We start from the raw sequence: 21714 nt of genomic DNA on the forward strand, positions 1-21714 counted from the left end.
CCAATGTCAATAGAATATTTAGGACTTAGTGAAATTAACGGGCCTTTGATTGCCCTGGAGGGGATACGAAATGCCGCTGCAGATGAAATCGTAGAACTTTTAGTAGAAGGGCAGAGAAAAATCGGCCGTATTATAGAAATCTATGAGGATAAAGCAGTAATCCAGGTATTTCAGGGTACAGAAAATATGTCCCTGCATAATACAAGGACCAAACTTACCGGTCATCCCCTGGAAGTATCCCTCTCTGAGGATATTTTAGGCAGGATTTTTAACGGTACCGGAAAACCGATCGACGGACTGGGACCAATTGCTGCCGCAATAAAACGGGATGTCAATGGGGAACCCCTAAATCCCTGTGCCAGAGAATATCCAAGAAACTATATTAAGACCGGAATCTCCGCTATAGACAGCCTTACAACCCTGATCCGGGGTCAGAAACTGCCCATCTTTTCCGGCAACGGTCTGCCCCATGATAAACTGGCAGCACAAATTGTAAGACAGGCCTCCCTGGCAGAAAACAGCAGTGAAGAATTCGCCATTGTATTTGCTGCAATGGGCGTAAAACATGATGTTGCAGACTTCTTTCGCCGTACCTTTGAAGACAGCGGGGCAAGCTCCCATGTCGTCATGTATTTAAACCTTGCCAATGATCCGGTAGTGGAACGGTTAATTACTCCTAAAGTTGCTTTAACTGCCGCTGAGTACTTAGCCTTTGATAAAGGAATGCATATACTGGTCATTTTAACGGATATGACTTCCTTTGCAGAAGCCCTCCGGGAAGTCTCCTCCTCCAAAGGTGAAATTCCAAGCAGAAAAGGTTATCCGGGCTACTTGTACAGCGAACTTGCCACGATCTATGAAAGGGCCGGAATTATCAGATCTTCCAAAGGTTCCGTTACTCAGATACCCATACTTACCATGCCAAATGACGATATTACCCACCCTATTCCCGACCTGACCGGATATATCACCGAGGGACAGATTGTCTTAGACCGTTCCCTTCATCAGAAAGCCGTCTACCCTCCTATCAGCATACTGCCCTCCCTTTCAAGACTGATGAAAGATGGAATTGGCAAAGGCTACACCAGAGAAGACCATCAAGATCTTGCCAACCAGTTATTCTCCTCCTATGCCCGAGTGGGAGAGGCCAGAAATTTAGCCAGCGTAATCGGTGAAGATGAACTATCTCCCTTAGATAAGCAATATTTAAAATTCGGCACTGCCTTTGAACAGGAATTCGTAGCACAGGGTCTCTTTGAAGACCGTTCCATCCTTGATTCCCTGAACAAAGGCTGGTCCTTGTTATCCTTACTTCCAAAGGAGGCCTTAGACCGTGTAGATACCAAAATTCTGGAGCATTACTATCCATCAGAAACGAAAGCCGCCCCACCGGATCATGAAAGGAATTAACAATAGTATCTTTAATCTAAATGGAGGTTATCATGGATCCTAATACCTTTCCTACCAAAGGCAATTTAATACTGGCAAAGAACTCTTTAACTCTGGCAAACCAGGGTTATGATCTCATGGATAAAAAAAGGAATATCCTGATACAGGAACTTCTGGAGTTAATTGACAAGGCCAAAAATATCCAGTCTGAAATAGACGTAACTTTTACCGCTGCCTACTTATCCCTACAAAAAGCCAATATAGAAATGGGTATCCGCAATATAGAGGATTTAAGCAGTACCGTACCGGAGGAGAACTCCATTACAATAAAACAGCGCAGTATCATGGGCACTGATATTCCTCTGGTAGAATTTGATGAAACTGACAATAAACTGTCCTATTCCTTTTATAATACTAAAATTTCCTTAGATGAAGCGGTAAGCCGGTTTAAAAAGGTAAAAGAGCTGACCCTTCGCCTGGCCATGATTGAAAATTCCGCCTACCGTCTGGCTGCTAATATTAAAAAAACGCAAAAACGAGCAAATGCGCTGAAAAATATAACCATCCCCTATTATAAGGAATTGGTACATGATATACAAAACTCTTTGGAAGAGCGGGAACGAGAGGAATTTACCAGGTTAAAGGTGATAAAACAAAGACGTACCCTTACCAGTATTTAGAATTGTTTATCTTGTAAAAATATAGTATAATATGGGGAATAAGGCCTAGTATTATTGTTTTCATATGAACTGGAACAATTACTTGCCTAAACGTTCAGTTACAACACCCCATAAGCCACGGTGTCAAACCTCTGCACCTACGCCTTTTGAATGTAACTGTAAACGGTTAGTCTGGGTACTCAGTCAGGTTATTTAAAAAGCAATGTACTAGTCTAAATGAAAACAGGTAACTAATTTAAAAACTTCAATATTGTGGCAATATACTAAACCCACATATTTTTGCCATTACCTGCAAATACCAAAAGAGAAAGAGGGATCGGAATGAAGATAGGCTTATCAAAAAGAATCGGCGCCTTTATAGGTATCCTTGTATTATTTGTTTCAATAATTATCGGTTTTCTCGGAATTACTTACAGTTCAAAGGCTTTACTGAAAAATCAGGAAGAAAGTATAAAAGAAATTGCAAAAGACGGTGCTGGCCGTGTACAGGAAATCATATCGATGCGTTTACTGATACTATCAGAATCCGCCAATGCAGATAATATGAAATTCATGGACTGGAACACTCAGAAAGCGGCTCTAAGTGATGATGTAAAACGTCTTGAATACCTTGATATGGCCGTACTTACCCCGGACGGAAAAGCTAATTACGTCTTAAGCGGGGAAACGGCTGATCTTAGTGACCGCGAATACTTTAAAAAGGCTTTAAAGGGAGAGGCTAATGTATCGGATGTATTAATCAGTAAAGTTACCAACACCGCTGTTATTATGTATGCTGCCCCCATTATGGACGGTGATAAGGTGGTCGGAGTACTGGTGGGAAGAAGAGACGGAACAGCCCTTAATGATATTACAGACCAGCTTGGTATGGGAGAACGAGGTTATGCCTTTATTATCGGTTCCGATGCAACCATGTATGCCCATCCCAACAGAGACCTGGTTATGAATCAGGTCAATGTATATAAAGAGATTGAAGATAATGGCCCATTAAAAACCTTTGGACTGGCCCTTAAGAAATTAGGAACCGGCAAAGAGGGTATTTTACGGTACAGTTATAACGGAGAAAAAAGAATTACTGCAATGGCTCCCATTCCAGGTTCCAACTGGACTCTGGCAATTGGCAACTACGAAAGTGAAGTTTTAAAGGAAATGAATACTCTGCGTGGTTTACTGACTACAGCTACTGCTGTGGTACTAATACTTGGGGCTGCGGCAGGTATTGCTATCGGATTATACATAACAAAACCCGTTGTGCATTTACAAAAATCCATTGAAAAATTGTCTGTTTATGATTTCAGCCCTCAAACTGATAAAAAAGATGGGCTGATTGAACGACGAAGAGATGAAATTGGTAATATAGCCAGATCTCTTACGGTTATGAAGAACAATATTACGAATTTGATTAAAATTGTAGCCGCCAATTCAGAACAGGTAGCTGCTTCTTCGCAGGAATTGACCTCTACCTCCAGACAGTCTGCCGAATCTGCCGGCGAAGTTGCAAGAACCATTGAAGAAATTGCAAGAGGTGCTTCCGATCAGGCAAAAGAAACCGAAACCGGGACCGGGACTATTCAGGAATTGGGAGATATCATTACTCAGGATCAGCAGTATCTGAATGAATTAAATGATTATATCAAAAACGTAACTACGTTAAAAGATACCGGTTTAGAGACGGTTACAGAATTAAGTAATAGAAACCGGGACTCCAGTACATCTGCTAAAGAAATACAAAGCCATATTAATGAAACCGCTAAGAGCGCTGAGAAGATACAAGCGGCAAGCCTGATGATTAAAAGCATAGCCGCCCAGACAAACCTGCTGGCTTTAAATGCAGCAATTGAAGCGGCAAGAGCAGGCGAAGCCGGAAGAGGTTTTTCCGTGGTGGCGGAAGAAATCAGAAACCTGGCAGAACAGTCCAACAATTTTACCGATGAAATATCTGTTGTCATGAAAGACTTAACCGATAAAACAGAAGCATCCGTCAAAGCAATTGAAGCCGTAGAATCAATTATGGAAGCCCAGACGGTCAGTGTTACTGATACCAGCCAAAAGTTTGACGGAATTTCGGCTGCTCTTGAACATATGCAGGAACTGATATCCAATTTAAATCATTCCGGCGCCAGAATGCTGATTAAAAAAGACGAAATCATATCAACTATGGAAAATCTCTCAGCTATCTCAGAGGAGAATGCTGCCGGAACCGAAGAAGCTTCCGCCTCTATGGAAGAACAGACCGCTGCCATGGATGAAATCGCCAATGCCAGCGAATCTCTGGCAGAATTAGCGCAGGAACTCCAGACAGAAATAGGTAAGTTCAGGTACTAGTGGATTTAGATATCTTTCTGACTGACAAACCCAGGAAAATATATTCAGCAAATGATTATGGCATGTACTGATTTATGTATTGTTTTAGTATAAATGGTTTCATTTATACTAAGTACAGCCTTAAGCATTCCCTGAATTTCTCTTTCTGGGTTTGCCTGATTTCTTGTATATAGTGATACTACTTGTTCAGAGTGGGAATACCATGTAATACATATATTATATATGATGCATATAATATATATGTTGCATATAAGTTGATGTTGCATATAAGTTGATGTTGCATATAAGTTTGTGTTGCAAATAAGTTCATGTTGCATATAAGTTATGTTGCATATAAGTTCATGTTGCATATAAGTTATGTTGCATATAAGTTCATGTTACATAAAAAGTATATGATGTCTATGGTATTGACAATTCTTCAAAAAACATACTTGTATTTACAACTTTACTTATCTATACTATAATTACAATAACAACTACATCTCCATACGCAGAAAACGGGGCATATATGATTAATAATGAACGATCCAAACATGCTGTGCTCAGCCAGTGGATTAAAGATAAAATAGCAGACAATACCTTTAAAACCGGTGAAAAAATACCCTCTGAGAATGAATTAGCTTCCCAGTTTTCTATCAGCCGCCAAACGGTAAGGCAGGCTATTGGCACACTAGTGGCCGATGGGATTCTGATCAGAGAACACGGAAGCGGTACCTATGTAAGTCTTCCCGGCAGCAAAACCGTCACTGGAAAGACCATGCGGATCGGTGTTATCACCACCTATCTCGATGATTATGTTTTTCCAGGCATCATTCATGGAATTGAAGAAATACTGACAGATAATGGCTATACGCTCTCCCTTGGTATCACCCACAACAAACCTTCAGACGAGGAAAAAAGCCTGATACAAATTATGCAAAGCGGAGTGGATGGTCTTATTGTAGAAGGTACCAAATCCGCTCTTCCAAACCCCAATGAATCTTTATACCATCAGTTAAAGGAAAAAAATATCCCTGTTGTGTTCATTAACGGATACTACCGGAATTGTCAGGATTCTTATGTTATATTAGACGATGTTAAAGCTGGGGAGATGTTAACAGATCTCTTAATTGACAACGGACACACATTAATCGGCGGGCTTTTTAAATCCGATGACTATCAGGGAATCGGCCGTTATGAGGGGCTTTTAAAGTCTACCAAAAACCATGATCTTACTGTTAATGACAATGAGGTCATCTGGTATACCACCGAAGATTTTCCATACTATTTTGAAGGCAGTATGGATAAAATTATTTTGGACCGTTTAAAGGATGTTACTGGTGTGGTATGCTACAACGATTTAGCTGCCGCTGCCTTAATCCGCTTATTAAAACGAAACAATATTTCCGTTCCTGAGGATATCTCCATTGTAAGTGTGGATAATTCCTTTCTGGCTAAAGAACTCGTGTGCAATTTAACCTCCGTGATTTATCCTGCCAGAAAAATCGGTAAACTGGCTGCTCAATTGCTGCTACAGCTTATTACGGATCCCTTAAGTCAGAACCGGATTATACTAGACCCCTATATAAAAGTCAGAAACTCTGTTAAAAAGTTAAATTAAGAATAAATTGTATACCTTTATTCCATACCGAATAAACAAGAACTTTAATACTAGCTTTTGCTTGATTTTTTATATAAATTCATATAAAATAAACTTATATCAACTTGTACGTACATCTTCACAGTAACGGTTGTTACCCATATTTATTTGTCTGTAAAGTTTTATCTTTATAGCCCTTAAGGTAATACCTTCTGGGTATAATACATATTAAAATTTAGGAGGTATATAAAATGCCAAAGTATACAATTGGTGTCGATTTTGGTACATTATCCGGGCGTGCATTACTGGTTAATGTAGAAACCGGTGAAGAACTTGGAGATGCTACCTTGGAATATCCCCATGGGGTAATGGATGAAACACTGCCTGATGGAACAAAACTTGCTCCTGACTGGGCACTGCAGCATCCTTCTGATTATCTGGAAGTGTTTGCTGCTACCATACCTGCAGTTTTACAAAAATCCGGTGTATCCCCTGAGGATGTTATCGGTGTAGGTATTGATTTTACAGCCTGCACCATGCTTCCGGTCAAGGCCGGTGGAACACCCCTTTGCCTGATTGATAGGTACAAAAGTGATCCAAATGCTTATATTAAATTGTGGAAACATCACGCGGCTCAGGATAAAGCGAATAAATTAAACCAGATTGCAGAAGAAATGAATCAGGACTGGCTGGCAAGGTACGGCGGTAAGATTTCCTCCGAATGGATGTTTCCAAAGATTTGGCAGGTCTTAGACGAAGCACCTTATATTTATGAAGAAGCCGATTACTTTTTAGAGGCAGCCGATTGGGTAATCTGGCAATTAACAGGAGTGCAGACCAAAAATTCCTGTACTGCAGGCTATAAAGCAATGTGGCATAAACAAAAGGGATATCCGGACAAAGCTTTTTTCAAAGCGCTGGATCCCAGACTTGAAAATGTTGTGGAAGATAAACTTAACTGTCCTGTTACGCCTCTTGGTTCAAAGGCCGGCGAAATTACGGAAAACGCTTCAAAATTAACTGGTTTAAAGCCAGGTACTGCTGTTGCCGTTGCCAATGTGGATGCCCATGTTACCGTTCCTGCCGTTAAAATAGACGGACCTGGTAAAATGCTTGCAATTATGGGTACCTCTACCTGTCATATTTTATTAAGCGATGAAGAACACACAGTACCCGGAATGTGTGGTGTCGTAGAAGACGGTGTATGTCCTGGATTCTATGGCTATGAAGCCGGACAATCCTGTGTTGGTGACCATTTTGCCTGGTTTGTGGAGAATTGTGTCAGCGCAGAATATTATGAAGCCGCCAAGGCAGAAGGACTTTCTATCCATCAGTATTTAACCAAAAAAGCAGAACAGCTCAAGGTTGGTCAAAGCGGTCTGGTGGCATTAGATTGGTGGAACGGAAACCGCTCCGTTTTAGTAGACGTTGATCTTACAGGTATGATATTAGGTATGACCCTTCAGACAAAGCCAGAAGAGATTTACCGTGCCTTAATAGAAGCTACCGCCTATGGAACCAGAAAGATCATAGAAACCTTCCGCGCAAACGGTGTAGCCGTTAATGAATTTTATGCCTCAGGCGGAATATCCTTAAAAAATCCGATGGCTATGCAGATTTATGCAGATATTATACAGATACCAATTAAGATTGGTGGTACTACTCAGGGACCGGCACTCGGCAGTGCCATCTTTGGTGCAGTAGCCGCAGGTACTGAAAAAGGCGGGTATGATGATGTATTTAAGGCCGGTAGTGTCATGGGTAAATTACGTGATACCATATATACTCCTATTCCTGAAAATGCCCAAGTATACGATTCCCTGTACACTGAATATTCCAAACTGCATGATTATTTCGGTCGTGGAGAAAATGATGTAATGAAGCGGCTTAAAGAAATAAAAAAACAACAAAGTAAATAAATATAAAAACAGCAGAGTAAATAAATACAAAAAACAGCAAAGTAAATAAATACAAAAAACAGCAAAGTAAATAAATACAAAAAACAGCAACTACAAATTACAAATGTTTGAATTAATTACCAACAAAACAACGAATTCGTGTCGTCTCCGTTTATCACTAGGCATCCCTTACGTCAAGTGCCCGGGGGTTACTACAGGAGTTCAAAAGAACCGGGAACAAAGTGAAAGTTTTCTTTCTCTTATGTTCCCGGTTCTTTTGCTATCCTGCATAAAAACACGAATTTTAAATATTTAATTTTTTCTTAAACTTTCGTTTTTCCTTGATACAACTAAGAAAATAATCTATAATATAGGTATTGTTTTCATATACTATCATAAGTTCTCAACAAAAACTTATAAGCGTAAAATTAGCATTAACTGGACATACTATTCAAACTTGATTATAAATATAAAAATATACCAGCCGGTTTAATATAAAGGAGTTATTATGAAAAAGCCATTAGCCATAATAAGTATTATCTGCTTATTATTTATAAATACAACCGTATCCTATTCTCAGACAACCAATGTACCCGCTAATACATCTATAAACAATACGAATAAATCAGAAGCGTCAAAACTTAAGTGGCCGGGTAATAAACCCGATGTAAGCTCCGATGCAGCAATTGTAATGGAAGCCTCTACCGGTGCTATACTATATGCAAAAAACATCCATAAAACTTACTATCCCGCCAGCATAACTAAAATATTAACTTCCCTACTGGCAATCGAGAATTCTTCCCTTGGAGATACGGTAACTTTCTCGAAAAAAGCGATCTATGATGTAGAATTAGACAGCAGCCGCCTTGGCGGTACGGATGTCGGCGAAAAACTTACCATGGAACAGTCCCTTTATGGAATCATGCTGGTATCTGCTAATGATGTTTCTTATGCGGTAGCAGAACATGTTTCCGGCAGTGTTGAATCCTTTGTAGACCTTATGAATAAAAAAGCAAAGGAACTTGGCTGTGTGGATTCCAATTTTGCTAATCCTCATGGTTTACCGGACCCGAATCACTACACCTCCGCTTATGATATGGCTTTAATATCAAGAGCTGCAATTAATAATGATACATTCCGCAAAATAACTGGGACAAGAACCTATACCATCCCCCCCACCAATATGCAAAAGGAAACCAGATATTTGGCGAACCATCATAAATTTATTAACGGAGCTCTTAAGTATGATGGTGTTATAGGAGGTAAAACCGGTTATACCTCAGTAGCCAAATATACTTTGGTAACATTTGCACAACGTAATGGTATGACTCTAATCAGCATCATATTACATTGTGACAGTATTCAGAATGAATATTCTGATACTGCAAGTTTATTAAATTATGGCTTCGATAATTTTTCACTCTACAATATAGCAGACATGGAGGATCCGGATACTGCGGATACGAATCCGTTATTTACAAAATACAGCCCCTTATTCAGTGCTACCTCTTCACAGCTTCAAATCAGCCCCAAAGGAAATATTGTACTTCCTAACTCAGCTGATTATAAGGATGCAAAGAAAGAAATAATATTATCTCCCATAGATAATGCTGTTAAGGGTGAAAATGTAATCGGTCAAATTAAATATACCTATGGTGACAAGTTCGTAGGATCTGCCGATATTGTATATAACAACACGGTTTCGGATAACCTCTTAAAAGGCTCCTATATCCCCTTACCTACAGCCACACCTCAGGCTTTGGATGACAATCCCGCGAATACCTTAGAAAGTAAAGGAAATCTGAAACCTGTAATCATTCTAATCATAATCGGCTGCGTCCTCATTGGTCTGACTTTTTATATTATCTTTGTAGAGCTTCCTTATCGAAAAAGAAGAAACTCATATCTTGAAAAGCGGGGCCGCAGAAAACATTATAATAAAAAAGTTTTTTAGACCATGATAAAAATCTGTTATTGTAACGATTTAGTCATTCGATTACTAGATAACAATATGAATAAAAGCTTTTTTAAGACAGTGTTTTCATAAAGTTCACAAAATAGCGGTTTATAAAATCAAGCATTAGATAAAGTGTCAGTAAACTGACACTTTCGTGCCTGAGCCGTTTGTACAGCAATAACTTTCTCTTCGCGAGGTGCCCATCCATAATGGAGCGTTTTTTATGTAATAGGACGATTTATCTACTTTGCATTAAAAAAGAAGGATTTATGCAGATAAGCATAAATCCTTCTTTTTTAATGCACCTAACTGGATTCGAACCAGCGGCCTACCGCTTAGGAGGCGGTCGCTCTATCCTACTGAGCTATAGATGCATTCACTACCAAATGGCAGCAAAACTATTCTACTATTTAATTTGAAATAAGTCAACCTTAATTCAAACATTTATCTGAATTAAAATCTATATTCCCCTGAAGCCAGATATTCCCCTTAAAACGCCTTCCCACTACCGGTTCCCCTAGTAAATCCTTTTTATTAATAGCAACCTGAAAAATAACGTCATTACTGGATATCATAAGACTGTATACCTCTTCACCCGTATAATCATTAGTCAGAACATCCATATCCACAATGGTACCTAAAACTGTATAATTGTCGGATTCCGAACCAAATGGTGTAAAAGAAGTTTCGACTATCGTATAAATATCCTCTACCTTAGCCCTTCTTGATATCATGGCATACATATCTATATCATCTATTGTAAGGCTGTCTATTGCTTCCTGATTTCCTTTTTTAGCCTCAGCAATTAACTGTCTTCTATACTGCACATCGGCACTGTTATTCTTCGCCAGCTTTTCATCTAATTCCATAGGCAGGATAATCTTTCCGGATATAGAAAGAGCCGATAAATAAATCGGAAAAGGTCTATCCGTTTTCTCTTTCCCTTCCGATAAATAATCCACAACATTCTGCAAATAAAAGATTAAAGATACACCCAGTCTGATATCATCGCACATACCAGTATAGGCTTCGGTGTCCACTCTCTTTATAATTGAAGTTTCTTCTTTCGTACTCATATATTGACTTCTGAAATATGGATAATAATGTTCCATGTAGAATTTTCCTTCGGAGTCTATTTCACCTCGTAAGGTAATACCCATCTGTTTTGAAAACATCTTTGATATTTCAGTAAATTCTTTATTATTAGGCATATTATATATCTTTTTCTCTGTTGGCTGATCTATGATTATGCCCAACAAACGTTCTAACTCTATTCGATCTATTACTTCACTAAATCCTATTGCTCTTAAATAACTATGCACAATCATCCACCACCTAACTCAAAATATAAACCAGATTACCTTATTATATGGAGCCTAGCTTATTTAATATATCCAATTTTTTTTAGATTATACAAAAAAGTATTTATCTATTACTTATATCATATTTTTGCATTACTGGCAAGAAATATTCCTTCCAGTAATTCCACCAACTACCACCTATAATTACCGTTAACAAAAAATTCTCCCATCCCGAATAAATTTAACAGATGAAAGAATTTAACAGCCTTCTATTATAATTCAATTGTATCTTCAATTAGTAATGTTAATTCTTTATTTAAGTCCTTTTCTACCCAGGTTGAATATTTCTTACCATTAGTGTCAGATATCATATGTAACACAGGTCTTGTAGGGCATTTTACATTTTGTCTGATTACAATACCTTTTTCTCCGGTATTCGTAATAACAACTGTACCATTAGGATAAGCCGCAACTGATTCTATGAAACAATTAACAATATCAAAATCGAACTTGACACCGGCTTGACTTACTATGTAATCAATCGCGTGATGTACTTTCATTTTAGGACACAAAAAACCATATACTATACTGTCAAAGGTATCACAGACAGCAACAATCTTGCTTCCTATCTTTATTTTATCGCCCTTTTTATGAAACGGATAGCCGGAACCATCCATTTTTTCATGATGGCATAAGATAATGTCTTTGGAAGCTAATGTTAACCAATCTTCCTTGATAACAGAAGAATAGCCGTATATAACATGTTTTAAGAGTTCTTTCTGCTCCATTTTATTTAAATCATTATAATTGTTATTGATGTAATCAAACTGCATAGAATTATAGCCTATATCATGTAAAAGACTTCCAACAGCTATTTCACGTACTTTAGCTTTTGGAAGTTTCATTCTTAAAGCTAATAAAACCGACAAAGCGCATACATTAATGGAATGAGAATATGTGCTTTCACTCTTTCTGCGAACTCCTGATATATTAAATAAAATCTCCGGCTGCTCTATCATGTCACCGATGATTTGTTCAGCAACTTCCTGTATGTTTACTAAATCGCCATACCCCTGGTAGGAATACTTGTCGATAATACTTCTTACAATATCCTGGCACTGCGCTTTTATCATTTCCTCTGTATTATCTACATCTTCAATTCCCATGGATAATTCATCTTCGACATAGACATAATTTATATCCAATTCTGTTAACCTTCTGATATATTCCTTCTTAATCACAGAACCTGCCGACATGATTACAATTCCACTGTTACTTATTATATCTCTTGCAAGCAATTCATGTCCCTTGATAAAATCAAGTAACATTCTTCTCATATGAAACACCTCGTAATTTAAACATTTGCGGATAATGAGCATTTAGTGTAATTGTAATTCTAATTTCCCGAGGCTTAACTTATCCACCTATATAATACAATATCCAATAATACTATTAATGTCAATATTATGATTGATTAAAAATAAATTAATATTGTTATATATTTAACATACTTATGATTTTATTTATTTCTATTTGTAATATTTACATAATGCTTTTTTACCAGTTGTGCATTTTGTATATAATTATAGGTTATATTCTCTTTTATTTTACATCTATTTGTCTAATTATAATAAAATATTGTTTGACAAAATTCGTATTCTTTGTTATATTCAAAGTGTAATATCGATTTGCAGATATTTGTTAATAAATTAACATACATTAAAAATTATTTACAGGAGGATTTTAATATGAGTGAAAAGAAACAACCTACACCTCAAGAACATGTTGACTTATTAGTTAAAAATGCACAGGTTGCATTAAAAGAATTCATGAATTATGACCAGGCTTCCATAGATAATATTGTTCATGAAATGGCTTTAGCAGGTCTTGCAAAACAGCAGGTGCTGGCTAAAATGGCTGTTGAAGAAACTGGCAGAGGCATTTATGAAGATAAGATCACTAAAAATATATTTGCAACAGAATATATCTGGCACTCCATTAAATATCAAAAAACTGTTGGTATTATCGAAGATAACGAAGAAGAAGATTTTATGATGGTTGCAGAACCTATCGGTATTGTTGCCGGTGTTACTCCAGTTACCAATCCGACCTCAACTACCATGTTTAAAATTATTTCCTGTATTAAAACGCGTAATCCGATTATTTTCGGCTTCCATCCCAGTGCTCAACAGTGTTCCAAGGCAGCGGCTCAAACATTATTAGATGCCGCCGTTAATGCAGGTGCCCCTAAAAACTGTATTCAATGGATTGAATATCCATCGGTTGAAGCTACTTCCGTTCTTATGAATCATCCTGGTGTTGCATGTATCCTTGCTACAGGTGGTCCTGGTATGGTAAAAGCAGCATACTCCTCTGGAAAACCTGCACTTGGTGTAGGACCTGGTAATGTTCCCTGCTTTATAGAAAAAACTGCCGTTTTAAAAAGAGCAGTTAACGATTTAGTATTATCCAAATCTTTCGATAATGGTATGATATGCGCCTCCGAACAGGCTGCTATTATTGAGGCTCCTGTATACAATGAAGTTGTTGACCTAATGAAAAAAGCAGGTTGTTATTTTGCAACGAAAGAAGAAATCAAAAAACTTGAACCTATTGTAATCAATATTGAAAAAAGAGCTGTTAATCCTCAGATTGTAGGACAGTCCCCAGCAGCAATTGCTGCCCTGGCTGGTTTTACAATTCCTAAAGATACCAAGATTTTATGCACCGAACTTGAAGGTGTCGGAGCAGATTATCCACTGTCCATTGAAAAATTATCCCCAGTATTGGCAGTAGTTAAGGCCAAAAATGTGGAAGATGGTTTAGTGTTATGTGAGAAAATGTTAGCAAACGGCGGAATGGGTCACTCTTCTGTACTTCACTCTACTGATTCAAAGGTAATTGAAGAATTCTCCAACCGTATGAAGACCGGACGTATTATTGTTAACTCACCATCTACACATGGCGCAATTGGTGATTTATATAATACTAACATGCCTTCCTTAACCCTTGGCTGCGGATCTTACGGCGGAAACTCAACTACACATAATGTATCTGCTGTTGACCTTGTAAACATTAAGCGCGTAGCAAAGAGGAGAAATAATATGCAGTGGTTTAAAGTTCCAAGTAAAATTTATTTTGAGTCCGGATCAACCGCTTATCTTGCCAAAATGCCGAATATAACAAAAGCCTTTATTGTTACTGATCCATCTATGACTCAGTTAGGTTATGTAAATAAAGTTCTATATCAATTAAGAAAAAGAGAAGAATATGTTCATTGCGAAATATTTGACCAGGTAGAACCAGATCCATCCTTAGAAACCATAATGAAGGGTGTTGATTCCATGAATAAGTTCAAGCCTGATGTTATTATAGCACTTGGCGGTGGTTCTGCTATCGATGCTGCAAAAGGTATGTGGTTATTCTACGAGAACCCAGAAGCTGACTTTAAGAATATGTCCTTGAAGTTCTTAGATATCAGAAAGAGAACCTATAAGTTCCCTCAACTTGGAAGAAAAGCCAAATTGGTTGCTATTCCAACAACCTCTGGTACAGGTTCCGAAGTAACTTCCTTTGCCGTAATTTCTGATAAAGAAGAAAATAAGAAGTATCCTCTGGCAGATTACGAATTAACTCCCGATGTAGCAATCATTGATCCTGATTTCGTAATGTCAGTTCCTAAGAAATCAACTGCCTGGACAGGTATGGACGTTTTAACTCATGCGATCGAAGCTTATATTTCTATATTAGCTTCAGATTATACAGATGCTCTTGCTATTCATGCAATTGAGATGGTATTCACATACTTAAGGAAGTCTTATGAGTTTGGAGCAAATGACCCCGTTGCACGCGAAAAGATGCATAATGCTTCAACCATTGCTGGTATGGCATTTACTAATGCATTCCTTGGTATCAATCACTCACTTGCTCATAAACTTGGTGGTGAATATCATGTACCTCATGGTTGTGCCAATGCAATCCTTTTACCTCATGTAGTTCGTTATAATGGTACTTCCTGCCCTACTAAGTTTACATCCTGGCCAAAATATGAAAGCTATATTGTAGGGGATAAGATTTTTTCCTTAATGAATAAGCTAGGATATAAACCTAAAAATAATGACGATGCAGTAGAGATTTTAGCAACTGAAATCGAAAAGTTAAATGCTTTCCTTGAAATACCTGCAACTTTAAAAGAATACGGTCTTGATGAAAAGGAATTCTTATCAAAAGTTGGACCTCTTGCTGATTTAGCTTTTGGTGACCAGTGTACAACAGCAAATCCTCGTCTTCCATTAGTATCAGAACTTGAAGATTTATACCTGTTATCTTACTATGGTAAAGGTAATGTTCCTGTTAAAAAGTAATAGATTTAAGCATCAAATAAAATATGTAATCAATTAATCTGCCAATAAAAAAGGAAAGCCTCAACAATAATTAATGTGAGGCTTTCCTTTTTTTAGGTAGTGTTTTTACTGCTTTTTAAATTATCAGAGACCATTGCTGAAAAACTAATATTATATTACTGGTATAAATCGTTACTAAATGAATTATTATTATCATCTAGTACATAAACTCATTATTAGAATATATTACTAAACTACTTTTTTATATAAAAAAATGTTACAGAGATCAAGTTAGTATGACCCCTAAAAGTAGAATCAGAATCTAACTTTTAGGGGTCATATCAAGTCTCTCAAACATTATTAAATTACTTATCCCATATAATCTCTTGACTTTTTAGCTTCCTCTAATGCTAATTTTTCTTCCTCCGCCAGAACTACAAATGCTTCGCCTTTAATAACTTCTTTAATATAAGTGTAACAACCTTCCCTGCTGGAATGCATAGAATTAAGTATAAAACCGTCATTATTATCATTTAACATAGCTACAGCAAAACTTAATTTTCCACCCATTTCTTTAAAAGCATCGTATTTTACTATTCCAACCTTTTGATAAGTTAAAATAAGGTTTTCAGAAATTTTTTCTATTTTAGCTTTGATTTTTTTACTCTCAAATTTCAATTCATCAACTTCAGTAAATTTTGTTATAAACTGGTTCTCTAGGCTTTTTCCATCAGCTCCCGCCATAAATTTTCTATATTTTTTATTGATTTTGCTTAACTTAGCCATTAATATAATTACAAGAATTAATAATAATAGTGAAAAACCTGCTACTCCAATTAAAACATAACCAATATCTAATCCTAACGATTCAAATAGCTGCATTTGTACTTAATCTCCTTTAAATAATTGATTCAAATAATTCAATAATTCTTTCTAGCTCTTCCGTGGAATAATATTCTATTTCAATTCTACCATTATTATTAGCCTTTTTCTTTATACAAACTTTTGTACCGATTATTTTTTTCATTTTTTCTTCTATGTCTCTATATATAAAAGAATCTTCCTTCGTAATAGCTGTTTCTTTTAAACTATCTTCTTTTGTAGTTAAGATAGTTTTAACTAACTTTTCTGTTTCTCTTACACTTAGCTTTTCATCAAATACTTTCAATGCAACCTGATATTGAACATCTGAATCTTCAATTGCTAGTAAAGTTCTGGCATGTCCACTTGAAATCATACCATCGACTAACATCTGTTGAACTTTCGAATCCAATTTTAGTAATCTCATGGAATTTGTCACTGCAACTCTACTTTTAGATACTCTCTCTGCAACTTCATCCTGCTTTAAATTAAATTCTTTAATTAAATTTTGAAATGCCAATGCTTCTTCTATCGGATTCAGATCTTCTCTCTGTAAATTCTCAATTAAAGCAATTTCCATGATTTCCTGTGGTGAATAATCTTTTATTATTGCTGGAATTTTCTTTAAACCAGCAACTTTAGCAGCACGCCATCTGCGTTCACCGGCCACAATGACATAATACTTGTCTTTTTTCTGAAGAATTAACGGTTGTATAATTCCAAATTGTTTTATTGAATCAGCCAATTCTTGTATTGCATCTTCATCAAAATTTTTTCTGGGTTGTCCTTTATTTGGTTCTATTTCATTTATATTTATTAATGTTTCACGTGAAACATCTTCTTCTTTTTTTATAGGTTCTGATTTTGTACTCTCAACCTTTTCCGGTATCATTGAGTCTAAACCTTTACCTAATCCCTTTTTTACCACTGCCATATTACCACTTTATCCTTTCACTCTGGTTCATTATGAATTTATGTAATACATTTAATAACATCTGGTTTAATTATTGGTGTCCCATATCAAATCACCTTATATATAAAGCACATAAATACTAATACTCTTATATAAACTTCTTTCAATATATCAATTTACTTTTCACATCAATTATTATCTTGTTCGATAACTTCATCTGCCAAGTCTCTATATCCTTCTGCACCTGCTGATCTGGAGTCGTACAAATTAATCGGTAAACCATGACTGGGTGCTTCAGCTAATCTTACATTACGTGGTATAATTGATTTATATATCGTTTGCTTTAAGTTCGATTTTACATTTTCAACTACTTGTAAGGATAAGTTTGTCCTTGCATCAAACATAGTAAAAACAACTCCTTCAATTTCGAGAGTAGGATTTAGTCTTTGTTTAACCAGGTTTATTGTATGTATTAATTGGGATAGACCTTCCAAGGCATAATATTCACATTGAATAGGAACCAGAACTGTATCAGCCGTTGTCATTGCATTAACAGTCAAAGTATTGAGAGAAGGGGGACAATCAATAATCAGATAATCGTAATTATCTTTTATCTTATCAATCTCTTTTTTTAGTATGTATTCTTTATCGTCAATCCCTATTAACTCAATCTCAGCACCAGCTAAATTTACATTAGAGGGTAACACAGAAAGATTTTCAATAACATTCGAAAGCAAACATTCATCTATCGTACATTCACCGATCATTAATTCATAAATTGTGTTTTCAAGATTATTCTTATCTATGCCTAATCCACTGGATGTATTACCTTGTGGATCTATATCGATAGTTAATACCTTTTTTCCCTTTTCAGCTAAGCAAGCAGATAAGTTAATAGTTGTTGTTGTTTTACCAACACCGCCCTTTTGGTTAGCCACAGCTATAATACGTCCCACGTTATTCCCCCTTTACTTTAAAATAAACAAATTTTTAGTCAATTTATTATAACACTAATTCATGCATATATCTATACTTTCCGACACTGTTTATAAAAATGTTTCACGTGAAACAAAAAAAACGTACAACTCTATGAAGTAATTGCACGTTTTAATCTAAGCTTGTACTAGTTAATACTATATTAACTCAACAATATTATTTTTTATAGCATATACAGCTGCCTGAGTACGATCCGAAACACTGATTTTTTTGAAGATATTAGACACATGATTCTTTACAGTCTTTTCACTGATTGACAGTTGATATGCAATTTCTTTATTAAATAGTCCTTCTGTCAATAATCTTAAAACTTCCATCTCTCTTTTTGTAAGTATATTATCATCCATAACCGACTCAGTATCAGAATTCTCTAACTTATCCTTCATTAAAGATACTAATTCGCTTTGTATATAACTTTCACCACTTTTTACGGCAAAAATAGCTCTCCTTAGAACGTCTGACTCTGAATCCTTTAATATATAGCCATCAACGCCAATATCTACAGCTTTCATCAAATATTCAACTTCATTATGAATAGTTAATATTAGAATACGGCTATTACATTTGTTTTCTTTTAATTTTTGAAGTACTTGAAGACCATTCATGAGTGGCATATTAATATCTAATAAAACAACTTCCGGATTCAATTCCTCAATGATACTAAGACATGAAACCCCGTCTCCAGCTTCCCCTATAACTGAAATATCACCCTCTAATTCTAGCAGTTGTTTTAGTCCTTCCCTTACCATGCGGTGATCGTCTGCAATTACAATTTTAATAGGTTCCATTACTTATATGTCCTCCTTGCATGATTTAGTGGTACCTTGACTAAAATATTAGTTCCTTTGTTTTCACTTGACTCTATATTAAAATCACCAGATAAAAGAAGTATTCTCTCTTTCATCATTGATAATCCGTATCCCGAAAACATATTTGCTTTTGTTTCCATATAAGTATCTTTCTTAAATCCTATACCATTATCAGATATACTTAATGCAATAGTTTCATCGTCATAACTTAAATCGATAACTATCTTATTTGCCTTACCATGTTTCATTGCATTATTCGATGCTTCCTGAACAATTCGAAACAATGTTAAATTTATAACAGGTAAAATGCTTTTTTCCTCATTGTGAACCCTTAATGATATATCTATCTCATGATTTTTCTTAAAATCTCTTATATATCTTTCAATAGTAGCAATTAATCCCAAATCATCCAAAGACATCGGTCTTAGGCCAAATATGATATTACGCATATCATTAATGGTAGATTTAATTGTATTGATCATAGTCTGTAGTTCTAATTTTGCCCTTACCGGATCAATATCAATTAACCTAGTACATAATTCAGTCTTATGCATCATATTCGTTAAGTTTTGTACAGTGGAATCATGTAAGTCTCTGGCAATCCGTTTCCGCTCATTTTCCTGTGTTTCTAAAACGTTGATGCCCATGTCCTGACTTATATTATAAGTTGTACTTTCATTTACTGTACCTGGTTCCTCTATACAATTGCTTTTCATAGTATAAAAACAATTAATCAAATTATCCAGGCTGTTCTTCCTGTTAATAAAAAAAAGAAAATTCTCTTCTGCTTCTTTCATCTTCGATTCGATATTTTGTTTTTCTGCTATTAAAAAACTTATCCGATTATCTTTTTCAATTTTAATAGAAGGAGAAAACAAGTCAGCATTAGAATTATTATTTTTATTAATAACAGTTAAACTATTATTAATTTCTTTTAATTCTTCTTCTAAACACTTGATACTGATATTAATTTGATCAAGTTCTTTCTGGGTCTGCTCCTCATTCTGAGTTAAGAAATCAAGAGCATCACTTAATTGTTCCATGAACCCCATATTATCATCTTGATGAATCATAATAATGTAACTCTCCCTATTTTTTATCTATATAATATAACATATTTTGCTTTTTTTAAAGCCTAAAATGAAAAATAAAAAATTATTTTTCTAAATTCTTTCTAAATAGTTATTTTTTGTCACATTTCCTACATATGGTATCTAGCTTGACTTTCATAGTAATGTGATCAATATCGGCTTCCTTATATATCTCCCCAAAAGAAACAAATCCAATTTTTTCATAAAAAGGAACCGCACTTACTTGAGCACCGATTACAACTTCTTCGGCCCCCGACATAAAAGCTTTATTCACTAAAAGCCGGACTGCAAAATCACCATAATATTTTCCTCTTTCTTCTTTTAACACAGCGATTCTTCCCACCCTGTAGTTTTTACCATCATGATATACTCTTCCGGTTGCAACTGGCTTTTTGCTATCGTCAATATCATAAACAATAGCATGAATTGCAAAATCATCATACTCATCAAACTCTTCTTCCTCAGACACCCCCTGTTCTTCAATAAATACTTTTCTTCTAATTTCAAACACTGGTGATAAATCATCACCATAAGATAAAAATTTACCTTGAATCAATATTTTCACCACCTATTATGAAACTTAATAATCTATACCTATTTTACCATATATTATATATATAAATATATAATTAATTTGTCTTATTATAAATTATAATTTGTTTTTTTGTATTATTATAATTTTAATTGTCATTTTTATTATATAATGCAAAATGCCAATTGTTCTTATATATGTTTGCTTGTATAAATATTATCTTTATACACATAAGACAATTGACATTCCTCTAATTTTTTTAATTACTATTCACAATTTTATTATTACATGTAGAATTGATTCTATATAATCGGCTCTTTATTTGGTTTACCACCACTACGGGGATATGACTTAGGAGTGGGAGAAGTTTTTTTAATATTAATTAACGTCCGTTCTATATCTGTTCCTGGAAGACAAAAGCTTTTTATCTGCTCTACTTTACCACCAAAAACACCAATTGCTTTTTTGGATTCCTCCAGCTCATTTAAGACATTACCTGCTTTATATGAAATAAAACTGCCTTTAACCTTTACATATGGTATACAATATTCCGCTAAAGTTGATAATTTAGCCACTGCTCTCGAAACGCATATGTCAAAACCTTCTCGATATCCTTCCTTTTTTCCGTATTCCTCTGCACGTCCATGAATTGCAGTAATATTAATTAGACCCAGATTATCAATTACATCATTTAAAAAGTTCACTCGTTTATTTAATGAGTCCAGTAATATTATATCAAGATCCGGGAAAGCTATTTTTAATGGTATTCCCGGAAAACCTGCACCAGTTCCCAAATCCAGTACTTTAATACCTTTACTCATATCAATAATTTTTACAATAGAGAGACTATCAATAAAATGCTTATTTACGACTTCATTAAATTCGGTAATTGCAGTAAGGTTCATTACTTTATTTTTTTCTATTAGAAGCTCGTAATATTTTATAAACTGTCCCATTTGATTTTCTGTTAAGGTAATATTCAACGCTTGAAACGCTGGGACAAAGTCCAATAAATTATTCATAATTTAAACCCATTGTAT

The 21714-nt window shown here is 35.6% G+C and carries 16 protein-coding genes and 1 tRNA gene; 7 read left to right on the forward strand and 10 right to left on the reverse strand.

The features are described from left to right. Nucleotides 1-3: 3 nt before the first annotated feature. The 6 genes from QA584_RS28455 (at nucleotide 4) to QA584_RS28480 (ending at nucleotide 9825) form a co-directional block, all read left to right on the forward strand. The gene (locus QA584_RS28455) at nucleotides 4-1410 is read left to right on the forward strand and encodes a V-type ATP synthase subunit B (RefSeq protein ID WP_278272471.1); all 1407 of its coding nucleotides are present in this window, start codon (nucleotides 4-6) and stop codon (nucleotides 1408-1410) included. Nucleotides 1411-1442: 32 nt separating this feature from the next. Continuing rightward, complete coding sequence (locus QA584_RS28460) at nucleotides 1443-2069, forward strand: V-type ATP synthase subunit D (RefSeq protein ID WP_278272472.1); 627 nt, start codon at nucleotides 1443-1445, stop codon at nucleotides 2067-2069. A 321-nt stretch (nucleotides 2070-2390) separates the two neighbouring features. Beyond that, nucleotides 2391-4394 carry a methyl-accepting chemotaxis protein gene (locus QA584_RS28465; RefSeq protein ID WP_278272473.1) on the forward strand — a complete coding sequence of 668 codons (2004 nt, stop codon included), beginning with the start codon at nucleotides 2391-2393 and terminating at the stop codon, nucleotides 4392-4394. Between the two features lie 508 nt (nucleotides 4395-4902). Beyond that, nucleotides 4903-5994, forward strand: coding sequence for a GntR family transcriptional regulator (locus tag QA584_RS28470; RefSeq protein WP_278272474.1), 1092 nt, complete (start codon nucleotides 4903-4905; stop codon nucleotides 5992-5994). Between the two features lie 230 nt (nucleotides 5995-6224). Continuing rightward, nucleotides 6225-7892 (forward strand): ribulokinase, encoded by a 1668-nt coding sequence (gene araB, locus QA584_RS28475; protein WP_278272475.1) that lies wholly within the window; start codon nucleotides 6225-6227, stop codon nucleotides 7890-7892. Between the two features lie 487 nt (nucleotides 7893-8379). Beyond that, nucleotides 8380-9825 (forward strand): D-alanyl-D-alanine carboxypeptidase family protein, encoded by a 1446-nt coding sequence (locus QA584_RS28480; protein ID WP_278272476.1) that lies wholly within the window; start codon nucleotides 8380-8382, stop codon nucleotides 9823-9825. A 303-nt stretch (nucleotides 9826-10128) separates the two neighbouring features. Here the strand turns inward: QA584_RS28480 and QA584_RS28485 are convergent. The 3 genes from QA584_RS28485 to QA584_RS28495 form a co-directional block, all read right to left on the reverse strand. Then, nucleotides 10129-10202 (reverse strand) — tRNA-Arg (locus tag QA584_RS28485). A 57-nt stretch (nucleotides 10203-10259) separates the two neighbouring features. Further along, nucleotides 10260-11150, reverse strand: coding sequence for a DUF3881 family protein (locus QA584_RS28490; protein WP_278272477.1), 891 nt, complete (start codon nucleotides 11148-11150; stop codon nucleotides 10260-10262). Nucleotides 11151-11401: 251 nt separating this feature from the next. After that, nucleotides 11402-12466 carry an HD-GYP domain-containing protein gene (locus QA584_RS28495; protein WP_278272478.1) on the reverse strand — a complete coding sequence of 355 codons (1065 nt, stop codon included), beginning with the start codon at nucleotides 12464-12466 and terminating at the stop codon, nucleotides 11402-11404. 411 nt (nucleotides 12467-12877) lie between these two features. On the opposite strand from QA584_RS28495, the gene adhE reads away from it, so the two are divergent. Then, complete coding sequence (adhE, locus tag QA584_RS28500) at nucleotides 12878-15493, forward strand: bifunctional acetaldehyde-CoA/alcohol dehydrogenase (protein WP_278272479.1); 2616 nt, start codon at nucleotides 12878-12880, stop codon at nucleotides 15491-15493. Between the two features lie 348 nt (nucleotides 15494-15841). Here the strand turns inward: adhE and QA584_RS28505 are convergent, their stop codons facing one another. From QA584_RS28505 to rsmG, 7 genes are all read right to left on the reverse strand, one after another. Beyond that, nucleotides 15842-16354: a DUF4446 family protein gene (locus QA584_RS28505; protein WP_278272480.1), complete on the reverse strand. Its 513-nt coding sequence runs from the start codon at nucleotides 16352-16354 to the stop codon at nucleotides 15842-15844. Nucleotides 16355-16370: 16 nt separating this feature from the next. Continuing rightward, entirely contained in the window at nucleotides 16371-17267 is an 897-nt protein-coding gene (locus tag QA584_RS28510) for a ParB/RepB/Spo0J family partition protein (protein ID WP_278272481.1), read from the reverse strand. Between the two features lie 167 nt (nucleotides 17268-17434). Further along, entirely contained in the window at nucleotides 17435-18202 is a 768-nt protein-coding gene (locus QA584_RS28515) for a ParA family protein (protein ID WP_278272482.1), read from the reverse strand. 177 nt (nucleotides 18203-18379) lie between these two features. After that, on the reverse strand, nucleotides 18380-19030 hold the full coding sequence (locus QA584_RS28520; RefSeq protein WP_278272483.1) for a response regulator: 651 nt from the start codon (nucleotides 19028-19030) through the stop codon (nucleotides 18380-18382). Then, on the reverse strand, nucleotides 19030-20124 hold the full coding sequence (locus tag QA584_RS28525) for a sensor histidine kinase (RefSeq protein ID WP_278272484.1): 1095 nt from the start codon (nucleotides 20122-20124) through the stop codon (nucleotides 19030-19032). Before QA584_RS28525 ends, QA584_RS28520 begins: the two co-directional genes overlap by 1 nt. Before the next feature lie 109 nt (nucleotides 20125-20233). Continuing rightward, nucleotides 20234-20698, reverse strand: coding sequence for a GNAT family N-acetyltransferase (locus tag QA584_RS28530; RefSeq protein WP_278272485.1), 465 nt, complete (start codon nucleotides 20696-20698; stop codon nucleotides 20234-20236). Between the two features lie 278 nt (nucleotides 20699-20976). Then, nucleotides 20977-21696, reverse strand: a complete 720-nt coding sequence (gene rsmG, locus QA584_RS28535; protein WP_278272486.1) for a 16S rRNA (guanine(527)-N(7))-methyltransferase RsmG — start codon at nucleotides 21694-21696, stop codon at nucleotides 20977-20979. Nucleotides 21697-21714: the final 18 nt, after the last annotated feature.

The sequence above is a fragment of the Anaerocolumna sp. AGMB13025 genome (genome assembly GCF_029689925.1).
GTDB lineage: Bacteria > Bacillota > Clostridia > Lachnospirales > Lachnospiraceae > Anaerocolumna.